Genomic DNA, 19,713 nt, shown 5'->3' on the forward strand with positions numbered 1-19,713 from the left:
CGACTCGCCCGGTTGATCTGCCCGTTTGAACGGCGTGTTGTGCCGAGAGTTTGCTGGGAAGTGTTCTTAGAATACCTTCCCCGCTTGACTCAGGCTTAGTTACAAAGATGTAATTAGATGGTGAGTTCGGCTCGCACCATCATTTTCCATATTTCGATGGAATAAATGAAGCCGAATGGATCGGGCGCTAGGATGGCCCGATCTTCTCAAACCAACGTGAAAGGTCTACATCACCATGGCGAAGCTGGAGCAGGGGTACTCCGAATTCTCGACCTCGGCTGTTGCGTCCGCCCAATACGGGCTGGAAGACGCACCGTCGGATTGGTTTGTCGATCCGCAAGCCGGAGAGTTCGCACGCCTTGCCGTCGCGGCCGACCTGGAATCTGCTGCCGATAATTTCCTGAAGGACAACGACACCGCGGAAACCGTCGAGGAGATTCCATCCGCAGGGTCGTGGGCCCCGGAGCTGGATGAAGACGACGAAACCCGCGAAGCGATCAAGGCCGTATGGCTGGGCGTCGGCGGGGAAGTGGATGAAGGCGAACTTGGATGGCAGGCCCGCGCACTGTGCGCGCAGACTGATCCCGAGGCTTTCTTCCCCGAAAAGGGCGGCTCAACCCGCGATGCTAAAAGAGTTTGCGGAGCATGTGTTGTACGTTCGGAATGTTTGGAATACGCGTTGAGCAATGACGAGCGCTTCGGCATTTGGGGAGGGCTCTCGGAGCGCGAACGCCGCCGTCTACGGAAACGAGCAATCTAATTCGCCCGCCAATTCATGTCACCGCCATCGTTGCCACGCACGATGGCGCTGACTTTTTACCACGCACTTTAGCCGCGCTGAGAAACCAGTCCCGGCCCATTGAACGCTTCATCGGTGTCGATGCATCATCCACCGACGGCTCGCTGGACGTCTTGAAGGCCAACCTGCCGTCGAACGCGGCGTTGATCGTCGCGGACGAAGGCTCGCTCGGACTGTCCTTGGACACCGCGGTGGCAGAGCTGCCGGAAGCCCGCGCGGACCGCGACGAATGGCTGTGGATCATCCATGACGACTCGATGCCGGCTCCCGACGCGTTGGAATTCCTGACCCGCACGGTTGAAGCCTCCGAATCGGTCACCATTGCCGGCTGCAAGCTCCTGGACATCGACAACCCCCGCCACCTGGTGGAGGTGGGCCTGAGCGTTGATCGCAAGGCGCAGCGCCTGACCATGATCGACATCGACGAAGTCGACCAGGGCCAGTACGACGCGCGCAGCGACTACTTCGCCGTGTCCTCCGCAGGCATGTTCATCCGGCGCGACGTCTTCGAGCAGCTCGGCGGCTTCGACCTGGCACTGCCGGGCCGCGGCGACGACGTCGACATCTGCTGGCGCAACCGGTTGGCCGGACACCGCGTGATCGTGGTGCCCGAAGCGAAGATCTACCACCAGGTGGAGATCGTCGAGACCCTGGCCGGCCCGCGCGAGGCCAAACGCGCCGAGGTCTTCCAGCGGCTGAAGTACGCCTCCGGCCCCGGCCTGCCCTTTGTCTGGCTCGGCATCCTGCTCGGCGGCATCGGCCACTTCCTGGTCTCGCTGCTGGCCAAGGACCCGGGCCACGGCTTCAGCCATCTGGGCTCGACCCTGCGCGGGCTGTTCTCCCCGGTGAAGCTCGGCGCCTCGCGCCGCAATGTCAAGCAGATCCGCACCGTGCCGCGCCGCCAGGTGCGCAAGCTGATGGCTTCGGGCGCCGAGGTGCGCGAATACCGCCGCAACCTGAACACCGGCCGCGAGGACTCTCGGGTCTTCGGGGACGGCAGCGGATCCGACGGCGCGCTGGAGCCCAGCGGCGACAACTTCTCGGATTTCGTGTCCATCGCGCGCCCTCCGCGCACCACCGCGGTGCTCTCGCTGATCTTCGCGCTGCTGCTGGCCGCCGCTGCCTCGCTGGTGGCCTGGCGCACGCTGTTCGGCGCCGGCGCGCTGTCCGGCGGGGCGGCCCGTCCGTTCTCCCAGACCCTCGGCGAGATCGGCGCCAACGCCGCCTCCTGGTGGCAGAACACCGGCACGGGACTGAGCGCCGCACCGGACAACAGCGATTCGCTGTTCTGGTTCTTCTCCCTGCTGACCTTGGACCATGCAAACCAGGCCTCGGTCTACCTGTACTTCGCCGCGATGCCGCTGGCCGCCCTGACGGCCTGGTGGGGCATGGGCGCACTGAGCCGTTCGCGTGCCGTGCGTTTCATCGCCGCGCTGCTCTGGGCCCTGTCCCCGTCGCTGGCTTCCTCCCTGGCCTCGGGCCGGGTCGGCTCGGCACTGGTGCACCTGATGCTGCCGTTGCTCTTCCTCGCGGTGCTGCGCGCCATGGATTCCCACGTGGCCCCCGAAAGCCAGGGCGTGCGCGATGCCCGGCAGCGCACCACCTCGGCATGGACCGCCTCGGCCAGCGCGGCGCTGATCCTGTGGGTCATCTCCGCCGGTTCCATGGCCTTCTTCCTGACCGCAACGGTGCTGGTCTACGTGCTGGCGCTGCTTTCCCCGCAGCGCTCCCGCACCCTGTGGTGGATCCCGGTTCCGGCACTGATCTGGAACCTGCCGCTGCTGATTTCCGCGCTGGGCACCCCTCGGCTGCTGTTCACCGAACCGGGCGCGCTCACCGCGTTCTCCCCGGCCTCGCTGTGGCAGATGGCCCTGGGCTTCCCCGAATCCTTTGACGCCGCGGCGGTCCCGGTGGGTTGGGGTTTCCTGCCCGAGGGCCCTTGGGCACTGGTTGCCGCGCTGCTGGTCGGCGCACCGCTGGTGCTGCTGGCAGTCTTCGGAACGCTGAGCAGCGCCGCCAGCGCCAATGCGAACATGCGCCGCAACTCGCGCCGCCTGCTGTGGAGCGCGGCCCTGTCGCTGGCAGCCGGGTGGGCGGTGGGATTCATCCCGGTCGGGCTGGATTCGCACACCACCGTCAGCGCCTACACCGGCCCATTCGTCTCCATGGCGGCCTTCGCGCTGCTGGCGGCAGCGGCCAATGCCAGCGCCGCGCTGCGCCGCGAAGATCTTCCGCGCGCCGCGCGGCTGTCCAGCGGCCGACCGGCGCTGGGCGCCATGGCGGCGCTGTCCACCGTGGCGATCCTCGCCAGCGGTGCGGTGCTGCTCGGCGCCCAGCTGAACCCGGCCAACCCGGACGGCACGCTGACCGCCCTGAACGCGCCACTGCAAGTCGGCTCCTCGCAAGAGCGCACCATCCCGGCCACCGCGGCCGACGCCGGACGCTCCGACTTCCATGAACGCACGCTGGTGCTCACCCCCCGGTCATCCGGCGAAATCGACAGCGTCGTGGTTTCCGGCAATGGCGAGAGCCTGGATACGCTCAGCCGCTATTCGCAGGTATCCACGCTGGCCGGTTCGCTGCTGGACCCGGTGCGCAACGAGAAGCCCGCCGTGGACGCCGTGCAGCGCGAATCGGTGGCCTTGCTGCTGTCCGAATCCGGGCTGGACGCCCGCGAGCAGCTGCGCGATTTGGGCATCGGCTATGTGGTGCTGAACGAAACCGGCGAAGCGGTCTCCTCGACCGTGCGCCTGCTGGACGCCGCCACCGGCCTTGCCTCCGTGGGCCAGACCGACAGCGGATGGCTGTGGCGAGTGGACTACTCCACTACCGATGCCGCCCGCGGCGCGGGATTCGCCCGACTGGTCGCGCAGGACGGCACCGTCACGGTGCTGCCAAGCCACCGGGCGAAGATCCAGGATGTGCAGATCCCCGCCTCCGACTCCGCTCGGACCCTGGTGCTGGCCACCGCAGCCGACCCGAAGCTGCGTGCTTCGATCGACGGACAGGCGCTGCGCACGGTGTCCTACCCCGAGGATTCGCAGACCCGCTGGGCCCAGGCTTATGAGGTCCCGGCCGCCGGCGGCACCCTGGCGCTCAGCCACCGTGAACCGATGGCCGTGCCGATGCTGGTCCTCAGCGGCTTGGTCCTGCTGATCACCGTCCTGCTGGCGATCCCGGTGCCGAGCACCCGCCGCCTGGCCAACTACCGTAATGACTCCTACCGGATCCGCGAGACCCGGCGGAATCCTCAGGAAGTCGCCGACGGCGAGCAAGTGCTCGCCGCCGCGCAGCCCGGAACCAGCCAGGTGCAGGAGGCCGGCCGCCCGCGCAGCCGCCGGGAGGCCCGTGCCCAGGCAAGCCAGATTCGTGAAGACTTGACCCCGAAGCTCAACGACCGCATTTCGGACGATGAGTCGGAGCAGGAGAAAAACCAGTGAGCGACGAGAAGAACGTGAACACCCCCGGTTCCTCCGACGAATCCCAGGAGCCCGCGGGCCAGCCCGAATCGCAGACTGGAGCCCCGTCAGGGCAGTCCGACCAGCCGCAACCCGCGCAACCCGCATCGGTGCCCGCCGCCGTGCCTGCCGCGATTCCGGTCTCCGCCGCCGTCACCAAGGCCGAGTTGAAAGCCGCCAAGGCCAAGTCGAAGGCCGACGCCAAACTGGCCAAGGTGCGCGAGAAGGAAGCGCAGATCCAGGCCAAGGCCGCGAAGTCCAAAAAGGCCGAGCCTGCCGCCGAAAAACCTGCCAAACCCGAGACGGCATCCGCCGTCCCTGCCTCGGCAGCGGAAACGGTTCCGGCAAGCGATGCGAAACCTGGCCAAGACGCGGCTCCCGGAGCTCCGGCCAAACCTGCTGACCCGGAGGCGGACGACAGCGCTGCTGGGGCACCAACCCCGGCAGCCGGGACTGCCTCGTCGCCGGAGACTGGCTCCGGCGGGCCCATCGGGACCCCGGGAGCAGCCGGCCCCGCCCCGGAGGAGAACACCGCTCCGCCCGTGCCGGAGACAAGCGACACCACCCCGACGTCCCCGGCCGGCGAACAGCCCAAGAAGCGTTCGGAGGCCGCCGCCGCGGCAGGAGCAGTGTCCGCGGACACCCCGGTGCCAGGGGCGCAAGAACCGTCCAAGGCCACGATTGCGCAGGCCACGCCGGCGGCGCCCCGGAATCCCCGGGATCCCAAGGAATCCGGGGAGCAGGGTGCCGTGACGGGAGCCCCGGCCGAGGCGCCCAAGTCGCAGGAAAGCCCCAAGGCCGCACGCCGCCGCGAAAAGCTCGAACGCGCTCGCGCCGCGGCAGCACGGGATGCGGAACATTCCTCGACCCGTCGGAAGACCGGCGCGGTGCTGTTGAGCCTGACCGCGGTGCTCGCCTCGGGGGGACTTGTTGCGGCTGGCTCGCTGCTGGCTCCGGTCCCGGACACCACCACCCTCCCCGCCGCGGTGACCAGCCTGCCGGCCGGCGACGCGCTGAGCGTCTGCGCCTCGACCCCGCAGCTGCTCAAGGGCGTGGACGGGACCGATCCGCAGTTTGCTCCGGGTGCCAAGGAAATCTCCAGCAACCTGCGCAGCGTCGTGGTTTCAGACCTCGCCAAGCGCATCCCGGGATCCACCTTCTCCGCCTTGGGCGGCAGCTCGAAGCAGACCCTGACCGAACGCCTCGACGACGCCGAAGCTTCCGAGTCGCGCAGCGCGGACGACCAGGGCCTGACCGGACGCTCGTCCAAGATCAGCACCGTGAACAACGCCGATGGCAAGCAGATCTTCGAGGTGCAGCCGCTGGGCGAGCTCCCGTCCATCGGCAGCACCCTGCGCAGCTATCAGGCCAAGGACGGCGACCTCGCCGGGCTTGCCGCCGCCAGCTGCCAGGTGCCGGCTTCGACCTGGCGTTTCACCGGGCTGCAGACCACTACAGGCTCAACCTCGGTGCTGCACCTGGCCAACCCGACCAGCACTGCCGCCCAGGTCGCGGTGGACCTGCGCGGCCCCGAGGGACCAATTGACACGTCGACGCTGCAGAACGTGGTCATCGCCCCTGGCGAGCAGCGGGCCATCGTGCTCGGCGGCTACGCGCAGAACCTGTCCGCGGTGGCCGCCACCGTCACCAGCACCGGCGGCAAGGTGACCGGCTATGTGCAGCAAGCCGCGCTGCGCGGACTCACGCCTTCGGGCGTGGACCTGGTCGCCGGCAACGCCTCGGCCTCCAACACCCAGGTGATTCCGGGGGTGTGGATCGACAACAAGAACAACTCCGCCAAGCTGTCCAAGGACGACAAGTCACTGGTGCCGCAGCTGCACGTCGCCGCCGCAGGTGCGCAGGGCGCCGGCTACAAGGTGAAGGTGCTGGGTGCCAGCGGTGAAGTGGCCGCAAGCTTCGAGCAGAACCTGGCCGCTTCCTCCAATGCGGTCTCGGTCCTGAACCTAGACCAGCTGGCCGGCGGCTACTACACGCTGGTGGTCGAGGCCGACGCCCCGGTGACCGCGTCCGTGAAGATGGTGCGCGGGGCAGACCCGAAGGACGCTTCGGATACCGCGTGGGCCGTCAGTTCCAACCCGCTGGCAGGCAACCAGGTCATGCCGTTGTCGGCCAACGGCACCGGGAAGTTCGTGATCGCGGCGACGGACGTGGATTCCTCGATCGACGCGGTGGTTGTGGCCAAGGACGGCACGCTGCAGAAGACGCAGAAGCTGAGCATCAAGGCCGGGCAGAGCCTGGTCTTCGACCCGCGCGAAACCACCGAGGACGCCCAGGCGGTGGTCTTCTCCTCGGATGCCAACGCCTATATCGGCCAGGTGATTCTGGGCTCCGACCAGTCCATTGGCTGGGCCGCCATGCCCGCGGCGAACGCCGGACGCGAGGGCATCGTGGTCAACGTCGGGGGATAGCCTTCCCGGCAACACTGCATCAGGGCCCGGAATCGTGATCGATTCCGGGCCCTGGACTGTCCGTGGAAGCGCCAGCCACGGCTCGGGACAGCGGGACTAATCGCCGTCGCCGCCGCAATCGGCGAGCACCCCTACCAGGCATTCTCCGTGTGGAGCTTCGAGCAAGGCGAGGCTCGAGGGATAGCCAGTGTCCGCGCACCAGGGCTTCCTGTCGCGGGATGTGACTTCGATGAACAGTGATACGACCTCGACCGGCTGCGACCCGTCAGCAGCGGGAATCGAAAAAGCTAGGGCGTCCATGTCGAACCTTTCAAGGGTTCATCAAGTGTAAGCGCCGCTGAGCCGCTCGCCAAGACGGCGGCCCGTCAGAAATCGGGGTCTTCGGGAAAGTACTCGGGATCGACTTCGCTTACCGGAATCATCCAGAGCTCGGACACCTCGTGCACCACGCATTGGTGCACCAGATCCACCAGTTCCACCGGGCTGCTGGCCAGCTGCTCCAGCGGCAGCCGGAAGATCGTGATCTGGGCGCGTTCGTGCGCGGTGGCCGAACGCGAGCTGGACAACGGCACACGTTCACCGGCACCTTCGGCCCGGGAAAGCAGCGCATCGGAGGGCACCGGTTCGATGAGGAAATCGATTTTCATCATTCGGGACTCCCAGCGTTCGGCCAAGCGCTGGGCGCTGGCCATGACGGCGTCGTCGAATCGTTCGGGGCGGTTGCGATAGGCCGGCAGGTGCATGGGAACCAGCGGCCCGCGCCGGCCCCTGCCATGCCGGTTGCGGCGTGGTCCGCTGGGTTCATCCGGCAATTTGGCGTTCATGGCTCCAGACTACCCCCGGGAACCCAATTGCCGGTGAACCGTCGCTGACACGAGTAGACTGGAGGGCGTGGATGGTCTTCGTATTTGCTCTCGCCCAGCCTGCCGTGAAACGGCCCGCGCAACCCTCACCTATGTTTATGCGGATTCAACCGCGGTGCTGGGGCCGCTGGCGACCTATCCGGAGCCGCACTGCTACGACCTGTGTGCCCGGCATGCCAACCGACTGACCGTGCCCAGCGGGTGGAGCCTGATCCGCGGCACCATTCCGGATGTCATCGAGCCCGAAGATGAGCTGAACGCGCTGGTCGAAGCCGTACGGGAACACCGGCCGCGGGAACGCGCACCGCGCCATGCCGCCGACGTCGAGGCCGACGCCACCGAGTCGCGTGACCCGCGCGGCCCCCGCTTCGACGCCCGGGTGCGGCTGTCCGTGCTGCCTGATGCCACGGACAACCAGTAGCTCCCAGCCTTGTCCTGCGCCGTCACCGGCGCGCGCCGCTGCCAACGGATCCCCACCGGGGAGCCGGGCGGCGGCTTTTGCGTTTCCGCCGGGGCCAGCGGGCCGGGGAACGGAAGGTGTGGCGCACCCGGTGGGGAAATCAGGTGTGGCTATCCGCTGGATGCGAGTTTCTGCTGGATATGCTAAAGGCGCGAGGCCTGTCACCATGCCCGCAAGCCACCCCAAACATCACTTGATCGCGCAAATTGCAGGAGGACTCCTCATGGCTGAGGCTGCGAAGGACCCCGTAGGGGCCCCGGATCCCGGAACAACGCAGATGCCCAAGGCCTCGTTGAGCCAGAAGGCCGAAGAGCTTGCTGCTCGCCTGGAAGAGCACAAGAACAAGGCGCAGGCAGACGCCGCGGCCAAGGCCGCAGCCGAGCGCCGGGCCGCCGCCAAAGCCGTGATCAAGGGCGAAGCGCCCGCCTCCAAGCCGGAACCGGCGCGGCCGGCCGAGCAGAAGCCGGCCGCGGCAAAGCCTGCGGCCGCCGCCCAGCCTGTGCAGAAGCCGGCCCCGGCAAAGCCTGCGGGCCCCGCCGAACCGGTGCAGAAGCCGGCCCCCGCAAAGCCGGCAGCTGCCAAGCCTGCCCCTGCAGAGCCTGCCGCTGCGGCGCCCGCGAAGCCCGCAGCCAAGACCACCGTGCAGCCGGCAGTGAAGGCGGAGCCGTCCGCGGCTGCCGCCCCGGTTGCTTCCGAGAAGGCGGAGAACCCGGTGGAGGACATCATCCGGGCAATCAAGCTGCCCCACGAAATTGCGGCGGAAAAGGCCGCGAAGGCGCAATCAGCCCCGGCCCCCGCCGTGGCGGATGGCCCCGTGGTTCCGCCGGTGTCCGTGGCGCCCAAGGACGAAGCCAGCGCATCCACCGCGGCGGCCGTGGCCCAGGCCCGCTCCCGCGTTTTCGGCAGCTCGGGTCCCGAGGAGGAACCCTCGGAAGCCGCCTTGAAGCGGCGTGTGGCCCGTGAACGGGCCTTGAACTCCAAGCCGGCGATGGCCCGCCCGGCCCAGATCCTCGTCGCGGTGATCTTCCCGATCCTGACCCTGATCGCCGCTATCCGCCTGGTGGCGACCCCCGGTTTCCTCGCGCTGTCCTACGGCCGGCCGGGGTTCCCCGACGATCTCTTCGGGTTCAGCGCCGCCGAACGGCTTACCTACGGAAGCTACGGGGTCGACTACCTGAACAACTTTGCCGGTCCGGAATTCCTCTCGGGGCTGGTGTTGCCCACGGGCTCTGCCATGTTCACCGCCGGGGAAGTCCAGCACATGGTGGACGTGAAGAACCTGATCGGTTTCGCCTACGTCCTGGGCGCCTGCCTTGCCGTGCTGATGGCCATCGGCATCTGGTACCTGGCCAAGCGCTACGCCGGCGGCGTGCGCCGCGCGCTGTTCTCCGGGGCCATCGCCACCCTGGTGCTGATTGCCGGACTGGTTGCCTTGGCGTTCATGGGCTGGCAGTCGTTCTTCAGCGACTTCCACGCGCTGTTCTTCTCCGAGGGCAGCTGGACATTCAGCATCAGCGACACCCTGATCCGCCTGTACCCGGAGCAGTTCTGGATGGATTCGGCCGTGGCCGTCGCCGGGCTGATCCTGCTGGCCGTGATCATCGTGCTGATCACCTGCTGGCCCACCGGGCGCCGCCGCGAAGCGGCCCGCCTGCGCCAGGAAGCGCGCGCCTTCGGACTGGGCGGCTAGAGAGCACACGGGCTGAAAAGCACGCAGGCTGGTCCACCACGAATCGTGGTGGACCAGCCTGCGTGCTTTTGCGGGGGAGCTGGCCCTAGCGCTGGTAGAGCTCGTCGGCGCGCTGCGCGAAATCGCGGAGCACGTCATGGCGCTTCAGCTTCAGCGTGCTGGTCAGATGCCCCGACTCCTCGGTGAACTCCACCGGAAGCACCACGAACTTGCGGATGGATTCGGCCTTGGAGACGGTGGAATTCGCGAGGTCGAGGTAGCTTTGCACTTCCTGGATCACCTGGGGATTCGCTGCTGCCTCGGCCAGCGACATGGGTCCGAGCCCCTGCGCCTTGGCCCAGAGCACCAGTTCCTCCGGGTCCAAGGACACCATGGCGGCGATGAACGGCCGGTTTTCCCCGACCAGCACGCACTGCGCCACGATGCGCCCGGCACGGACCATTTCCTCCAGCGGGCCGGGGGAGACGTTCTTGCCGCCCGCGGTGACAATCAGCTCCTTCTTGCGGCCGGTGACCTTCAGGTAGCCGGCGTCGTCCAGCATGCCGGTGTCGCCGGTCTTGAAATAGCCCTCCGCATCGAATGCTTCGGCGCTGGCCGCGGGATTCTGGTGGTATCCGGAGAAGACGCCGATGCCCTTGATCAGGATTTCGCCGTCCTCGGCGATCCTGATGCTGGTGCCCGGGATCGGGCGGCCCACGGTGCCCACCCGGGTGCGGGTGGCCTGGTTGACGGTGGCCGGGGCTGTGGTTTCGGTCAGGCCGTAGCCTTCGACCAGCTGGATGCCGGCCCCGCGGAAGAAGTGCGCCAGATCCTCGTTCAATGCGCTGGCTCCGGAAATTGCGTAGCCGCAGTCGCCGCCGAAGACCGCCCGCAGCTTCGGGTAGAGCACCTTGTTGAACAGCGCGTACCGGGCGCGCAGCCCCAGCGGCAGGCGGGCCTTCTGGCCGCGGGCCCTGGCATCGCGGATCCGGGAGACCGCGATGGCGGTCTGCTCGGCCTTCAGGAACAGCTCGCCCTTGCCGCCCGCCTCGGCCGTGGACAGCGCGGCGGTGCGGATCTTCTCGAACACGCGCGGGACTGCCAGCAGGAAGCCCGGCTTGATCGCGGCCATGTCCTGGGCCAGGGTGGCGGTGGAATTCGAATGCGCGATGACGGTGCCGCCGTGGATGCAGGTCTGCTGGACTGCGCGGGCCAGCACATGGGCCAGCGGGAGGAACATCAGGGTGCGGCGTCGGTCGCCGAGGATGTCGTCCATATGAGCTGCGAGGTTGTGCGCGACCAGCGCGAAGTTCGCGTGGGTCATGTTGCAGCCCTTGGGGCGGCCGGTGGTGCCGGAGGTGTAGACCATGGTCGCGGTATCGGACAGCTTCATGGACGCACGGCGCTGCTCGATGAGCTGTTCATCGACGTCGTGCGGGTCGGCCAGCAGCTTGTGCAGTCCCACCGAGGGGATCAGTTCCTTGTTGGAACCGTCGGAGCCTTCGAACATGTGGGTGATGACCGGTTCGCCCAGCTGGGCGGCGGCCTGGCGCACGTGCGAGCGCAGCTCGTGGTCCTCTGCGAACACCACGCGCGCCCCGGAATCACGCAGGATCCATTCAATCTGGAACGGGCTGGAGGTTTCGTAGATCGGCACGGAGATTCCGCCGGCGAACCAGATGGCCTCCTCGGCCAGCGCCCACTCGTAGCGGGTCCGCGAGATGATGGCGACCTTCCCGCCGGGCTGCAGCCCGTCGGAGACCAGCTTCATGGCCAGCCGCTTGACATCCGCCAGGAAGCGGTCGGCGGTCACCTCATGCCACGAACCCGAGCGCTGGACCATGAACAGGGCCTGCCCGCCGGATGCCGCAACGCGGTCCACCAGCAGGTTGGTGGCGTTCACCTCGGGCGCCAAATCCGTCAGTTGCTCGACGTGCACTTCTTGCATGGAAGTTGATTCCTTCGACATCGTTGGTGACGCGTTCCATAGGAAAACCGCATCTATTGGTGGTTTGCGGGGCGCGCAAACCTCCGGGGACTACCCCCAGTTGGGGATCCAGAGCAGCGCGCGCCAGTACTCATCGGCGATCAGCTCGCCGCTCCAAATTGGCCAGAAAAGGGCGGAAACCAGGAGCAGCACTGCCAGGAACACGGAGACCGCGGCAATTCTGGGGCGTAGAGCTGCGCCCCGGCGCGGATCGCTGGAAATGAACTTCCCTATCATATACGTCAGCGCGAGGACCATGGCCGGAACCATCGGCAGGGTGTAGAAGAAATACATGGTGCGCTCGGGGTACATCAGCCAGGGCAGGAAGCCGGCGGCGCCGGCCGAGAGGATGGCCCCGGCGCGCCAGTCCCGCGCGCCGATCCACCAGAGGACCAGCAGCAGCATGCTCAGCGAGCAGGCCCACCACATCACCGGGTTCGGCAGATCCGTGATGACCTCGGTGCAGCGCGAGACATCGCATCCGTTGACGCCCTGGTCGTAGCCTTCGAAATAGAACATCACGGGGCGTCCGGCGAAAGGCCAGGTCCACGGGGAGGACTGCCAGCCATGTGCGGACCCCAGGCCCGTGTGGAAGGTGTAGCCGGCCTGGTGGTATTCCCACAGCGAGCGCAGCGGTGCCGGCAGCCAGCCGACTCCCTCGCCGGGATGCTCCTCGGCCCAGTGCCGGTAGCGTCCGCCGCTGGTGGCGAACCAGCCGGCCCAGGTGGAAAGGTAGGTCAGCAGGACCACGGGCATCATGGCCACGAAGGCGTAGGCGCCATCGCGGGTCAGCGCCGAGCTGAACCATTTGTGGATGCCGGCGGTGCGCCGTGCGGAGAAGTCCCAGAGCACCGCCATGACGCAGAACACCGCGACAAACGAGAGCGCCGACCATTTCACGCCGACCGCGCAGCCGAGCATCACCGCCGCGGCAAGCCGCCACGGCCGCCACCAGAGCATGGGGCCGTGGGCCAGCAGGAAATCATCGGGCCGGTTGCCGGCCGGCACCGCGAGTTTCCTGGCCAGGGACAGCCGTCCCTGGGCCCGGTCCTTGAGCAACGCGTAGAACGCGGCGGCGACGAAGAACATCAGGAAGATGTCCAGCAGCGCGGTGCGCGACATGACAATCGAGTGCCCGTCGACGGCCATCAGCAGCCCGGCAACGCCGGCCAGGTAGTGCGAGCCGAACAGCAGTCGGGCGCTGAGCGTGACGAGCAGGACCGCCAGCGTGCCGAACAGCGCAGCGGAGAAACGCCAGCCCATGCCGTTGAAGTCCCCGAACAGCAGCATGCCCAGGCCAATCAGCCACTTGCCCAACGGCGGGTGCACCACAAAGGACGGATCGCTGGTCAGCCGCGGATCGCCGGCGATGAACTGCGCGTTGACGTCCTCTTCCCACTCGCGTTCATAACCGCTTTGCAGCAGCGAATAGGCGTCCTTGACGTAGTACGTCTCGTCGAAGATCAGCATGTGGGGATGCGACAGGTTGATGAAACGCAACAGCCCTGCAATGAGCGTGACCGCCAGCGGTATGATCCACATCAGCGGCCCCCGGGGAGCCGTTGCGGTCAGCAGCCGAAGTTTCAGGCTCTCCAAGGTGAAGGCCTGGCGGGCAGATCGCACGTGACCGGTGTCCGGGGTTTGCAAGGCAAGGGGGCTCATCAAGAGTCATGCTACCGGCGAGCTTGGCAGAATGTGCGCTTTTCCCACATCGCGTAGGCTAAAGAATGTGCAGAACTCAGAGAATGAGGGCGTCATCGTCCTGGGAGCCACCCCGATAGGCAATTTGTCCGACGCGTCCCCGCGCCTGAAGGAAATCATGCTGAGCGCGGATATCATCGCCGCGGAGGACACCAGGAACTTCCACCACCTGGCCAACGCCCTGGGGTTGAAGATCAGTGCCAGGGTCATGAGCTTGCATGAACACAACGAGGCCCACAAGCTCTCAGAGGTGCTGGAGCTGGCCAAGGCCGGGTCCACCATCCTGGTGGTTTCGGATGCCGGAATGCCCGCGGTTTCGGACCCCGGCTACCCGTTGGTGGCCGCCGCCTTGGACGAGGGAATCCGCGTTACCGCGGTGCCCGGCCCGTCCGCGGTGCTCACCGCCCTGGCCCTGTCCGGCCTGCCTACCGGCCGCTTCACCTTCGAGGGATTCCTGCCGCGCAAAGCCGGCGAACGCCGCAAGCGGCTGGACGCGTTGCTGCACGAGGAGCGCACCATGGTGTTTTTCGAAGCACCTCACCGCGTCGCAGATTTCCTGGAGGCGGCGATCGAGGCCTTCGGAGCCGACCGGCAGGCGGCGGTGGCCCGCGAACTGACCAAGAAGTTCGAGGAGGTCCGTCGCGACAGCCTGGGCGAATTGCACCGCTGGGCGCTTGGAGGGCTTCGCGGGGAAATCGTGGTGGTGGTCTCCGGTGCCCCCGAACCCGTTGCCGCCTCCATCGAGGACCTGCTGCCCAAGGTCGCCGAACTCGTCGCCGCGGGAACCCGGATGAAGCAGGCCGTGGCGGATGTTGCCGAGCAGTTCGGGGTGAAGAAGCGGGACCTGTATGAAGCCGTCTTGGCCGAACGTAAGGTAAGTGAAATATAGCCGATTTGCCGTAGGCTGAATGCACAATGGATTCGCGCTTTCATAGTGCAACGGGCGATTTACAGCGCACGCGTGGCAAGAATAGCGTTGGGATCAACGAAGATTAGCTTCATTTAGATTTTCAGGAGATGTGCGTATGTCGATTACCGCTCAGCGCGAAGCCGAGTTGCTCGCCAAGGTGCCTACCGGCCTTTTGATCAACGGCGAATGGCGCGATGCCTCTGATGGCGGCACCTTTGACGTGCTTGACCCGGCCACCGGCGAGAAGCTTCTCACCCTGGCCAGCGCCACCAGCGAAGATGCCATGGCTGCCCTCGACGCCGCCGATGCAGTCCAGGCTGAGTGGGCCCTGACCGCTCCACGCGAGCGCGCCGAGATCCTGCGCCGCGCCTTCGATCTGGTCACCGAGCGCAAGGACGACTTCGCGCTGCTGATGAGCCTTGAAATGGGCAAGCCGCTGGCCGAGGCCTACGGCGAGGTCACCTACGGCGCCGAGTTCCTGCGCTGGTTCTCCGAAGAGACCGTGCGCCACTACGGCCGCTACATCACCACTCCTGAGGGCAAGAACAAGGTCCTGGTCCAGCACAAGCCTGTCGGCCCGTGCCTGCTGATCACCCCGTGGAACTTCCCGCTGGCCATGGCCACCCGCAAGGTCGGCCCGGCAGTTGCCGCAGGCTGCACCATGGTGCTCAAGCCGGCCAAGCTGACCCCGCTGACCAGCCAGCTGTTCGCCGCCACCATGATGGAAGCCGGCCTGCCGGCAGGCGTGCTGAACGTGGTCTCCGGTGCTTCGGCCTCGAAGATCTCCGGTCCGCTGATGCAGGACGACCGCCTGCGCAAGGTCTCCTTCACCGGCTCCACCCCGGTGGGCAAGCAGCTGATGAAGGACGCCGCAGACAAGGTGCTGCGCACCTCGATGGAACTGGGCGGCAACGCGCCGTTCATCGTCTTCGAGGACGCCGATCTGGATGCCGCAGTCGAGGGCGCCATGGCCGCCAAGATGCGCAACATGGGCGAAGCCTGCACCGCGGCCAACCGCTTCCTGGTGCACCAGGACGTGGCCGAGGAATTCACCGCCAAGTTCGCCGCGGCGATGAAGGCGCTGAAGCCGGGACGCGGCACCGAAGCCGACTCCACCGTCGGCCCGCTGGTCGAGGAGAAGGCCCGCGACGAGGTCCACGCCTTGGTCGAGGCGGCCGTGGCCAGCGGCGCCACCGCCCTGGTCGGCGGTGCCCCGGTTGAAGGCCCGGGCTACTTCTACCAGCCGACCGTGCTGGTCAACGTGGCCAACGACGCGCAGATCCTGGGCCAGGAGATCTTCGGTCCGGTCGCCCCGGTGACCACCTTCACCTCTGAAGAGCACGCCATCAAGCTGGCCAACGCCTCGGAGTACGGCCTGGCGTCGTACATCTACTCCAAGGACTTCAGCCGCCTGTTCCGCGTGGCAGAGCAGATCGAATTCGGCCTGGTCGGATTCAACGCCGGCGTGATCTCCAACGCCGCCGCGCCGTTCGGCGGAGTGAAGCAGTCGGGCCTGGGCCGCGAGGGCGGCGCCGAGGGCCTGGCCGAGTACACCACCGTGCAGTACATCGGCATCGCCGATCCGTACGCAGCCAAGTAGGCAGCCAGCATCAGCAGCTGGCGGGCGGCCCCTTTTGACAGGGGCCGCCCGCCAGCTTTTTAACGCCGCCTACGTTGCCGAGGCCCGGGGCGCCCGGGAATCGTCAAGCCGCCGCAGCCTTGCCGAGCGCAGGGAAGCGGGGAACAGCGCCGCGGCCATCCGGGAGCGCAGCGGCAGAGCCAGGTGCAGTTGCGCCCGCACCGTCTGCAGGTCGGAGACCAGCTGCGCCGCGGCATCGGGTTCCGGATGCCGCGCGGCGTAGAAGCTGGCCTGGACGGCAGATTCCAGCCGCCGCAGTTCGCCGTCGAGCCGGGCGAAGTCCTCGCCGAGCCTGCGTGTGTAGTCGCTGACCGACTCCTGCTCCCCGGCCCGCCTCCCGGCGTCGGCGCCGATGGCCTGCAGCTCCACCCACAGCGCCTCGGCCGCAGGCCCGCCGCCGGCGGCGATTAATGCCTGGCGCTGCCTGGACAGCCGCCGGCGCCGCAGCGGGGCCAGCGAGAGCGCCCCGCCGACCACTGCGATCAGCAGCGCCAGCGCCCACCAGCTGTTGGCGGGTTCTCCCGCGGCCACCTGCGGCGCGGCGGCCGGCGCGCTGGCCTCGGCCGATTCCGCGGGACGCTGGGTGGCGCGGTCCGTGGGAACTTCCTCGTCGCCGAACCCCGCCGGCCCGGCGGTGCTGGTTTCCTGCGGGGCATAGCTCGGCGGCTGGCCCTGGCCCGGGGTCGGCTCGAAGGGAACCCAGCCCAGGCCCTGGAGGTAGAGCTCGGGCCAGGAATGCGACTGCTGCCCGGTGACCGCATAGCCGGTCAGCGTGGTGCCCGGATCCAGCCGCGATTCGAGCTCGCTTTCGACGGGGTCCTTGCCGATTTCCACGCTCTTGCCGTTGGCCTTGCCCGGGGCGTAGCCCACCGCGATCCGCGAGGGGATCCCGGCCTGCCTGGCCATCAGGGCCATGGCGGAGGCGAAGTGCACGCAGTATCCCTGCCGGCGTTCCAGGAAGGCTTCGACCACACGCTTGTTCGCGCCGTCGTAGCCTTCACGCAGCGGGGTGCGCTCGGAATACCCGAACTTGCGCGAGCGCAGGAAATCCTGGATCGCCACGGCCTTCTCGAAATCGCTGCCGGTCGCCTCGGCATCCCGGTAGGCCTCGTCCAGCGCGCCGTCCAGGGCGGTGCGCAGCGTGTTCTCCGGATCCTCCGGCAGCTGGCGGTAGATTTCGCCGGGCGCGTTCGGGGCCACCCCGCCGAAGAATCCCAGGTTGCGGGCCATCTGCGGGCTGAGGTCCAATTCCGAATAGGCCACCGCAATGTCCCCGGTCGCCGCCACGGCGTCGCCGCTGAGCCGCGCCACCGAGGACTCGGGGACCCAGTTCCAGTTGCCGACGATGCCCTCCACGAAGTAGCTGCGGTCCGGCAGCGGCAGCACCGGGGAGGAGATGCCGTTGGCCCATTCCAGCCGGGCCACCTGCTCGTTGGCGTTGAAGGTGGTGAAGTCCTCCTGCATGGCCGTGTTGCCGAAGTAGGTGTCCTCCGGCAGCGCCTCGTTCGGTTCCCAACGGGCCTGCGACAGATCCTCGATGACCGAGGTGCGCAGGTAGGGGGCCTTGTCCGAACTGGTGTAGTAGCTGAGGATGGTGCTGCCGTTATTGGCGCGCAGGTCGCGGCCCAGCGTCAGCAGCGGATCGACGTTGCTGGCCAGCAGGTCGCCGGAGGGGCGGATGCCCTCCGGCAGCATGCCCTTGCGGAAGCCCGGCATCCAGAAGCTGGCCGCCAGCATCGCCGCGATGCACACCAGCGCGGTGGCGGCCAGGAAGCCCAGCTGGCGCGGACCAGGGAAGTGCGCAGCGGCAGGCTGCTGCCCGCCGCGGAACAGGTAGGGAAGCAGCGCCGTGTAGCCCAGCACCGCGGCCAGCAGCAGCGCCACGTTCCAGATGCCGGCGCCTTCCTGCTTGAACAGCGAAGCGATGACCGGGGCGAAACACAGCGGGGCGATCACCAGCAGCGCCACCTTGCGGAAACTGGCCAGCAGCTCGACGAGCAGGCTGATCGCCACCGCGCAGACCAGGATGGCAAACGCCACGTAGCGCGAATAGGCCACCGGCGGCACCTGGGTGGACAGCTGCAGGGCCGCCTCGGAGAGCACCGCGTTGAACCACTGGAAGCCGCTCAGCGTGTACCCGGTGGACAGCATGGCTTCGTGCTGGAACAGCGCGACCAGGCCGACCAGGGCGGCGACCGGGTAGGCGAACCAGTGCAGCCCGCTGATTCCGCGCAGCACCCCGGCGCTGAGGTGGATGGCCAGCACCGGCAGCACCAGCCCCGGGAACCAGGCCCGTCCCTCCACGACGCCGGTCAGCGAGGAGAATCCGGCAAGCACCGCCACGGCCAGGCAGACCGCGGCCGTGGCACGGGCCAGCAGGTTGTGGGCCAAGGGTTCGGTGGGCGCCGGCCGCCGCGGCTCGGCCTCCCGGGCCGGGCGGGCGGGGGAGTCGTGCAGGGCCGCGCTCATGAGAGGCCTCGCGCGTCATCCAACGAACCATTGCCGTGCAGCACGTGGATGTTCCATCCGGTGCGGGCCAGCAGCTGCTGGACCTGGGCATGGCGTTCGGGGTGGGCGGCTAGCAGGAACAGCTCCACATCGCGCACCGTGCGGGACAGGGCGGCCAGGACCGCGGCCTGGTCCGGGCTCACGTGGCCAAGGATCATGATCACCGGTTCCTCGCGCAGCGAGAGCAGCTCGCGGTGCAGGTTCGTTCCAATCAGGTCCTGGACCGGGCGCTGGCCCGTCGCGGAGGGCAGCGGACCGAGTTCCGCGCTGGCCAGATGGAAGTCCTCGAAGCTCGAACGGGCGGCATGCTCGGACAGCTGCAGTGAATCCCCGCCCACCAGCGGGCTGCCGTCCAGATCCCGGAACAGCAGCTGGTACCCGCTCTCCGCGTAGCGCTGGCCGATGCTGCAGGCCAGCGACAGCGCGTTCTCGAAGCGGCGGCTGCTGGCCAGCTCCGGCCCCAGTCCCTGGGGGATGCCCACGCGCAGGTCAGCGCCGCCGGATTGCCAATGCTCCCCGGTGCGGTCCAGCACCATCAGCGCCTGGGCGGTGGCCACGTGGTTCTCCTGGCGCACCATGAGTTTTCCGTGGCGGGCGGTGGCCTTCCAATGCACCTGGCGGATCGAGTCCCCCTGCTGGTAGTCGCGGGTGGCCACGTCGTAGTAGTCGGCCGTGGTGCTGCGCGAGAACCGGGCATCTCCGGTGAGCATGCGTTCGCCCAGCGAGGCGAACCGCGACAGCGGGTGGATCTGGGCGCGCACCGGCACCGGCTGCGGCTGTCCGATGGACACCATGCCGCGGATCAGTCCCAGCGGATCGGAGATCACCTGCCGGGCCGGGCCCAGCAGGTGGATGCCGCGCGAGCGGAACACCAGTTCGTAGTCCACCGCGCCGGGGCCGGCCAGCTCGGGGCCGGGGCCGAAGCCTTCGGGCAGGGTTTCGCGCAGGCGCACCTCGTCAGGGCATTCGAGGGTGACCAGCGCGGCCTCTCCCACGGTCGCCGCGGGGGAGTGCAGCGCCCGGCGCAGGCTGGTGGTGCGCCGGGCGCGCAGGACGATCAGCCAGCTGGAAACCGCCAGCGCGGCCAGCCCGACGCCCAAGGCCATCAGCTCGTGGCGCCCGAGCACATAGGCCAGGGCGACCAGCCCCGCCCCGGCACCCAGGGTGTACCAGCCGCGCGGGGTGAACAGGTCCAGATGCCACCGGCGCAGGGCCTCGGGGCCCTCGTCGGAGCGCGTCCAGGACAGGGCATTGCGCGAGTCGAAGCGCTGGGGCTTGTCCATGCGTCCA

General features: G+C 67.9%; 12 protein-coding genes. 7 read left to right on the forward strand and 5 right to left on the reverse strand.

What is annotated here, in order from left to right; translation table 11 throughout:
• Positions 1 to 235 precede the first annotated feature (235 nt).
• Genes IEY43_RS18400 through IEY43_RS04830 form a run of 3 tightly spaced genes read left to right on the forward strand, consistent with a single transcriptional unit; the run spans position 236 to position 6,686 of the window.
• Complete coding sequence (locus IEY43_RS18400) at positions 236 to 760, forward strand: WhiB family transcriptional regulator (RefSeq protein WP_275439067.1); 525 nt, start codon at positions 236 to 238, stop codon at positions 758 to 760.
• Positions 706 to 4,239 carry a glycosyltransferase family 2 protein gene (locus IEY43_RS04825; protein WP_188947481.1) on the forward strand — a complete coding sequence of 1,178 codons (3,534 nt, stop codon included), beginning with the start codon at positions 706 to 708 and terminating at the stop codon, positions 4,237 to 4,239. The genes IEY43_RS18400 and IEY43_RS04825 overlap by 55 nt, the downstream gene beginning before the upstream one ends.
• The gene (locus IEY43_RS04830) at positions 4,236 to 6,686 is read left to right on the forward strand and encodes a DUF5719 family protein (RefSeq protein WP_188947482.1); all 2,451 of its coding nucleotides are present in this window, start codon (positions 4,236 to 4,238) and stop codon (positions 6,684 to 6,686) included. Before IEY43_RS04825 ends, IEY43_RS04830 begins: the two co-directional genes overlap by 4 nt.
• A 365-nt stretch (positions 6,687 to 7,051) precedes the next feature.
• Here the strand turns inward: IEY43_RS04830 and IEY43_RS04835 are convergent, their stop codons facing one another.
• Positions 7,052 to 7,510, reverse strand: a complete 459-nt coding sequence (locus IEY43_RS04835) for a metallopeptidase family protein (protein ID WP_188947483.1) — start codon at positions 7,508 to 7,510, stop codon at positions 7,052 to 7,054.
• A gap of 67 nt (positions 7,511 to 7,577) precedes the next feature.
• Between IEY43_RS04835 and IEY43_RS04840 the strand changes: the two genes are divergently transcribed.
• Positions 7,578 to 7,970, forward strand: coding sequence for a DUF3499 domain-containing protein (locus IEY43_RS04840; protein WP_188947484.1), 393 nt, complete (start codon positions 7,578 to 7,580; stop codon positions 7,968 to 7,970).
• A gap of 262 nt (positions 7,971 to 8,232) precedes the next feature.
• A complete protein-coding gene (locus IEY43_RS04845) occupies positions 8,233 to 9,699 on the forward strand; it encodes a TIGR01906 family membrane protein (RefSeq protein ID WP_188947485.1) in 1,467 nt (488 codons plus the stop codon).
• An 85-nt stretch (positions 9,700 to 9,784) separates the two neighbouring features.
• On the opposite strand, the gene IEY43_RS04850 is transcribed toward IEY43_RS04845, so the two are convergent.
• A complete protein-coding gene (locus IEY43_RS04850) occupies positions 9,785 to 11,626 on the reverse strand; it encodes an AMP-dependent synthetase/ligase (protein ID WP_188947486.1) in 1,842 nt (613 codons plus the stop codon).
• 90 nt (positions 11,627 to 11,716) lie between these two features.
• Positions 11,717 to 13,327: a dolichyl-phosphate-mannose--protein mannosyltransferase gene (locus IEY43_RS04855; protein ID WP_188947487.1), complete on the reverse strand. Its 1,611-nt coding sequence runs from the start codon at positions 13,325 to 13,327 to the stop codon at positions 11,717 to 11,719.
• Between the two features lie 31 nt (positions 13,328 to 13,358).
• On the opposite strand from IEY43_RS04855, the gene rsmI reads away from it, so the two are divergent.
• On the forward strand, positions 13,359 to 14,255 hold the full coding sequence (gene rsmI / locus IEY43_RS04860) for a 16S rRNA (cytidine(1402)-2'-O)-methyltransferase (protein WP_188947488.1): 897 nt from the start codon (positions 13,359 to 13,361) through the stop codon (positions 14,253 to 14,255).
• A gap of 136 nt (positions 14,256 to 14,391) precedes the next feature.
• Positions 14,392 to 15,876 (forward strand): NAD-dependent succinate-semialdehyde dehydrogenase, encoded by a 1,485-nt coding sequence (locus tag IEY43_RS04865; RefSeq protein ID WP_188947489.1) that lies wholly within the window; start codon positions 14,392 to 14,394, stop codon positions 15,874 to 15,876.
• Between the two features lie 69 nt (positions 15,877 to 15,945).
• On the opposite strand, the gene IEY43_RS04870 is transcribed toward IEY43_RS04865, so the two are convergent.
• Positions 15,946 to 18,384, reverse strand: coding sequence for a transglutaminase TgpA family protein (locus IEY43_RS04870; RefSeq protein ID WP_188947490.1), 2,439 nt, complete (start codon positions 18,382 to 18,384; stop codon positions 15,946 to 15,948).
• Entirely contained in the window at positions 18,381 to 19,706 is a 1,326-nt protein-coding gene (locus tag IEY43_RS04875) for a DUF58 domain-containing protein (RefSeq protein WP_188947491.1), read from the reverse strand. Before IEY43_RS04875 ends, IEY43_RS04870 begins: the two co-directional genes overlap by 4 nt.
• Positions 19,707 to 19,713: the final 7 nt, after the last annotated feature.

It is taken from the genome of Glutamicibacter protophormiae (assembly GCF_014647495.1).
Lineage (GTDB): Bacteria > Actinomycetota > Actinomycetes > Actinomycetales > Micrococcaceae > Glutamicibacter > Glutamicibacter protophormiae.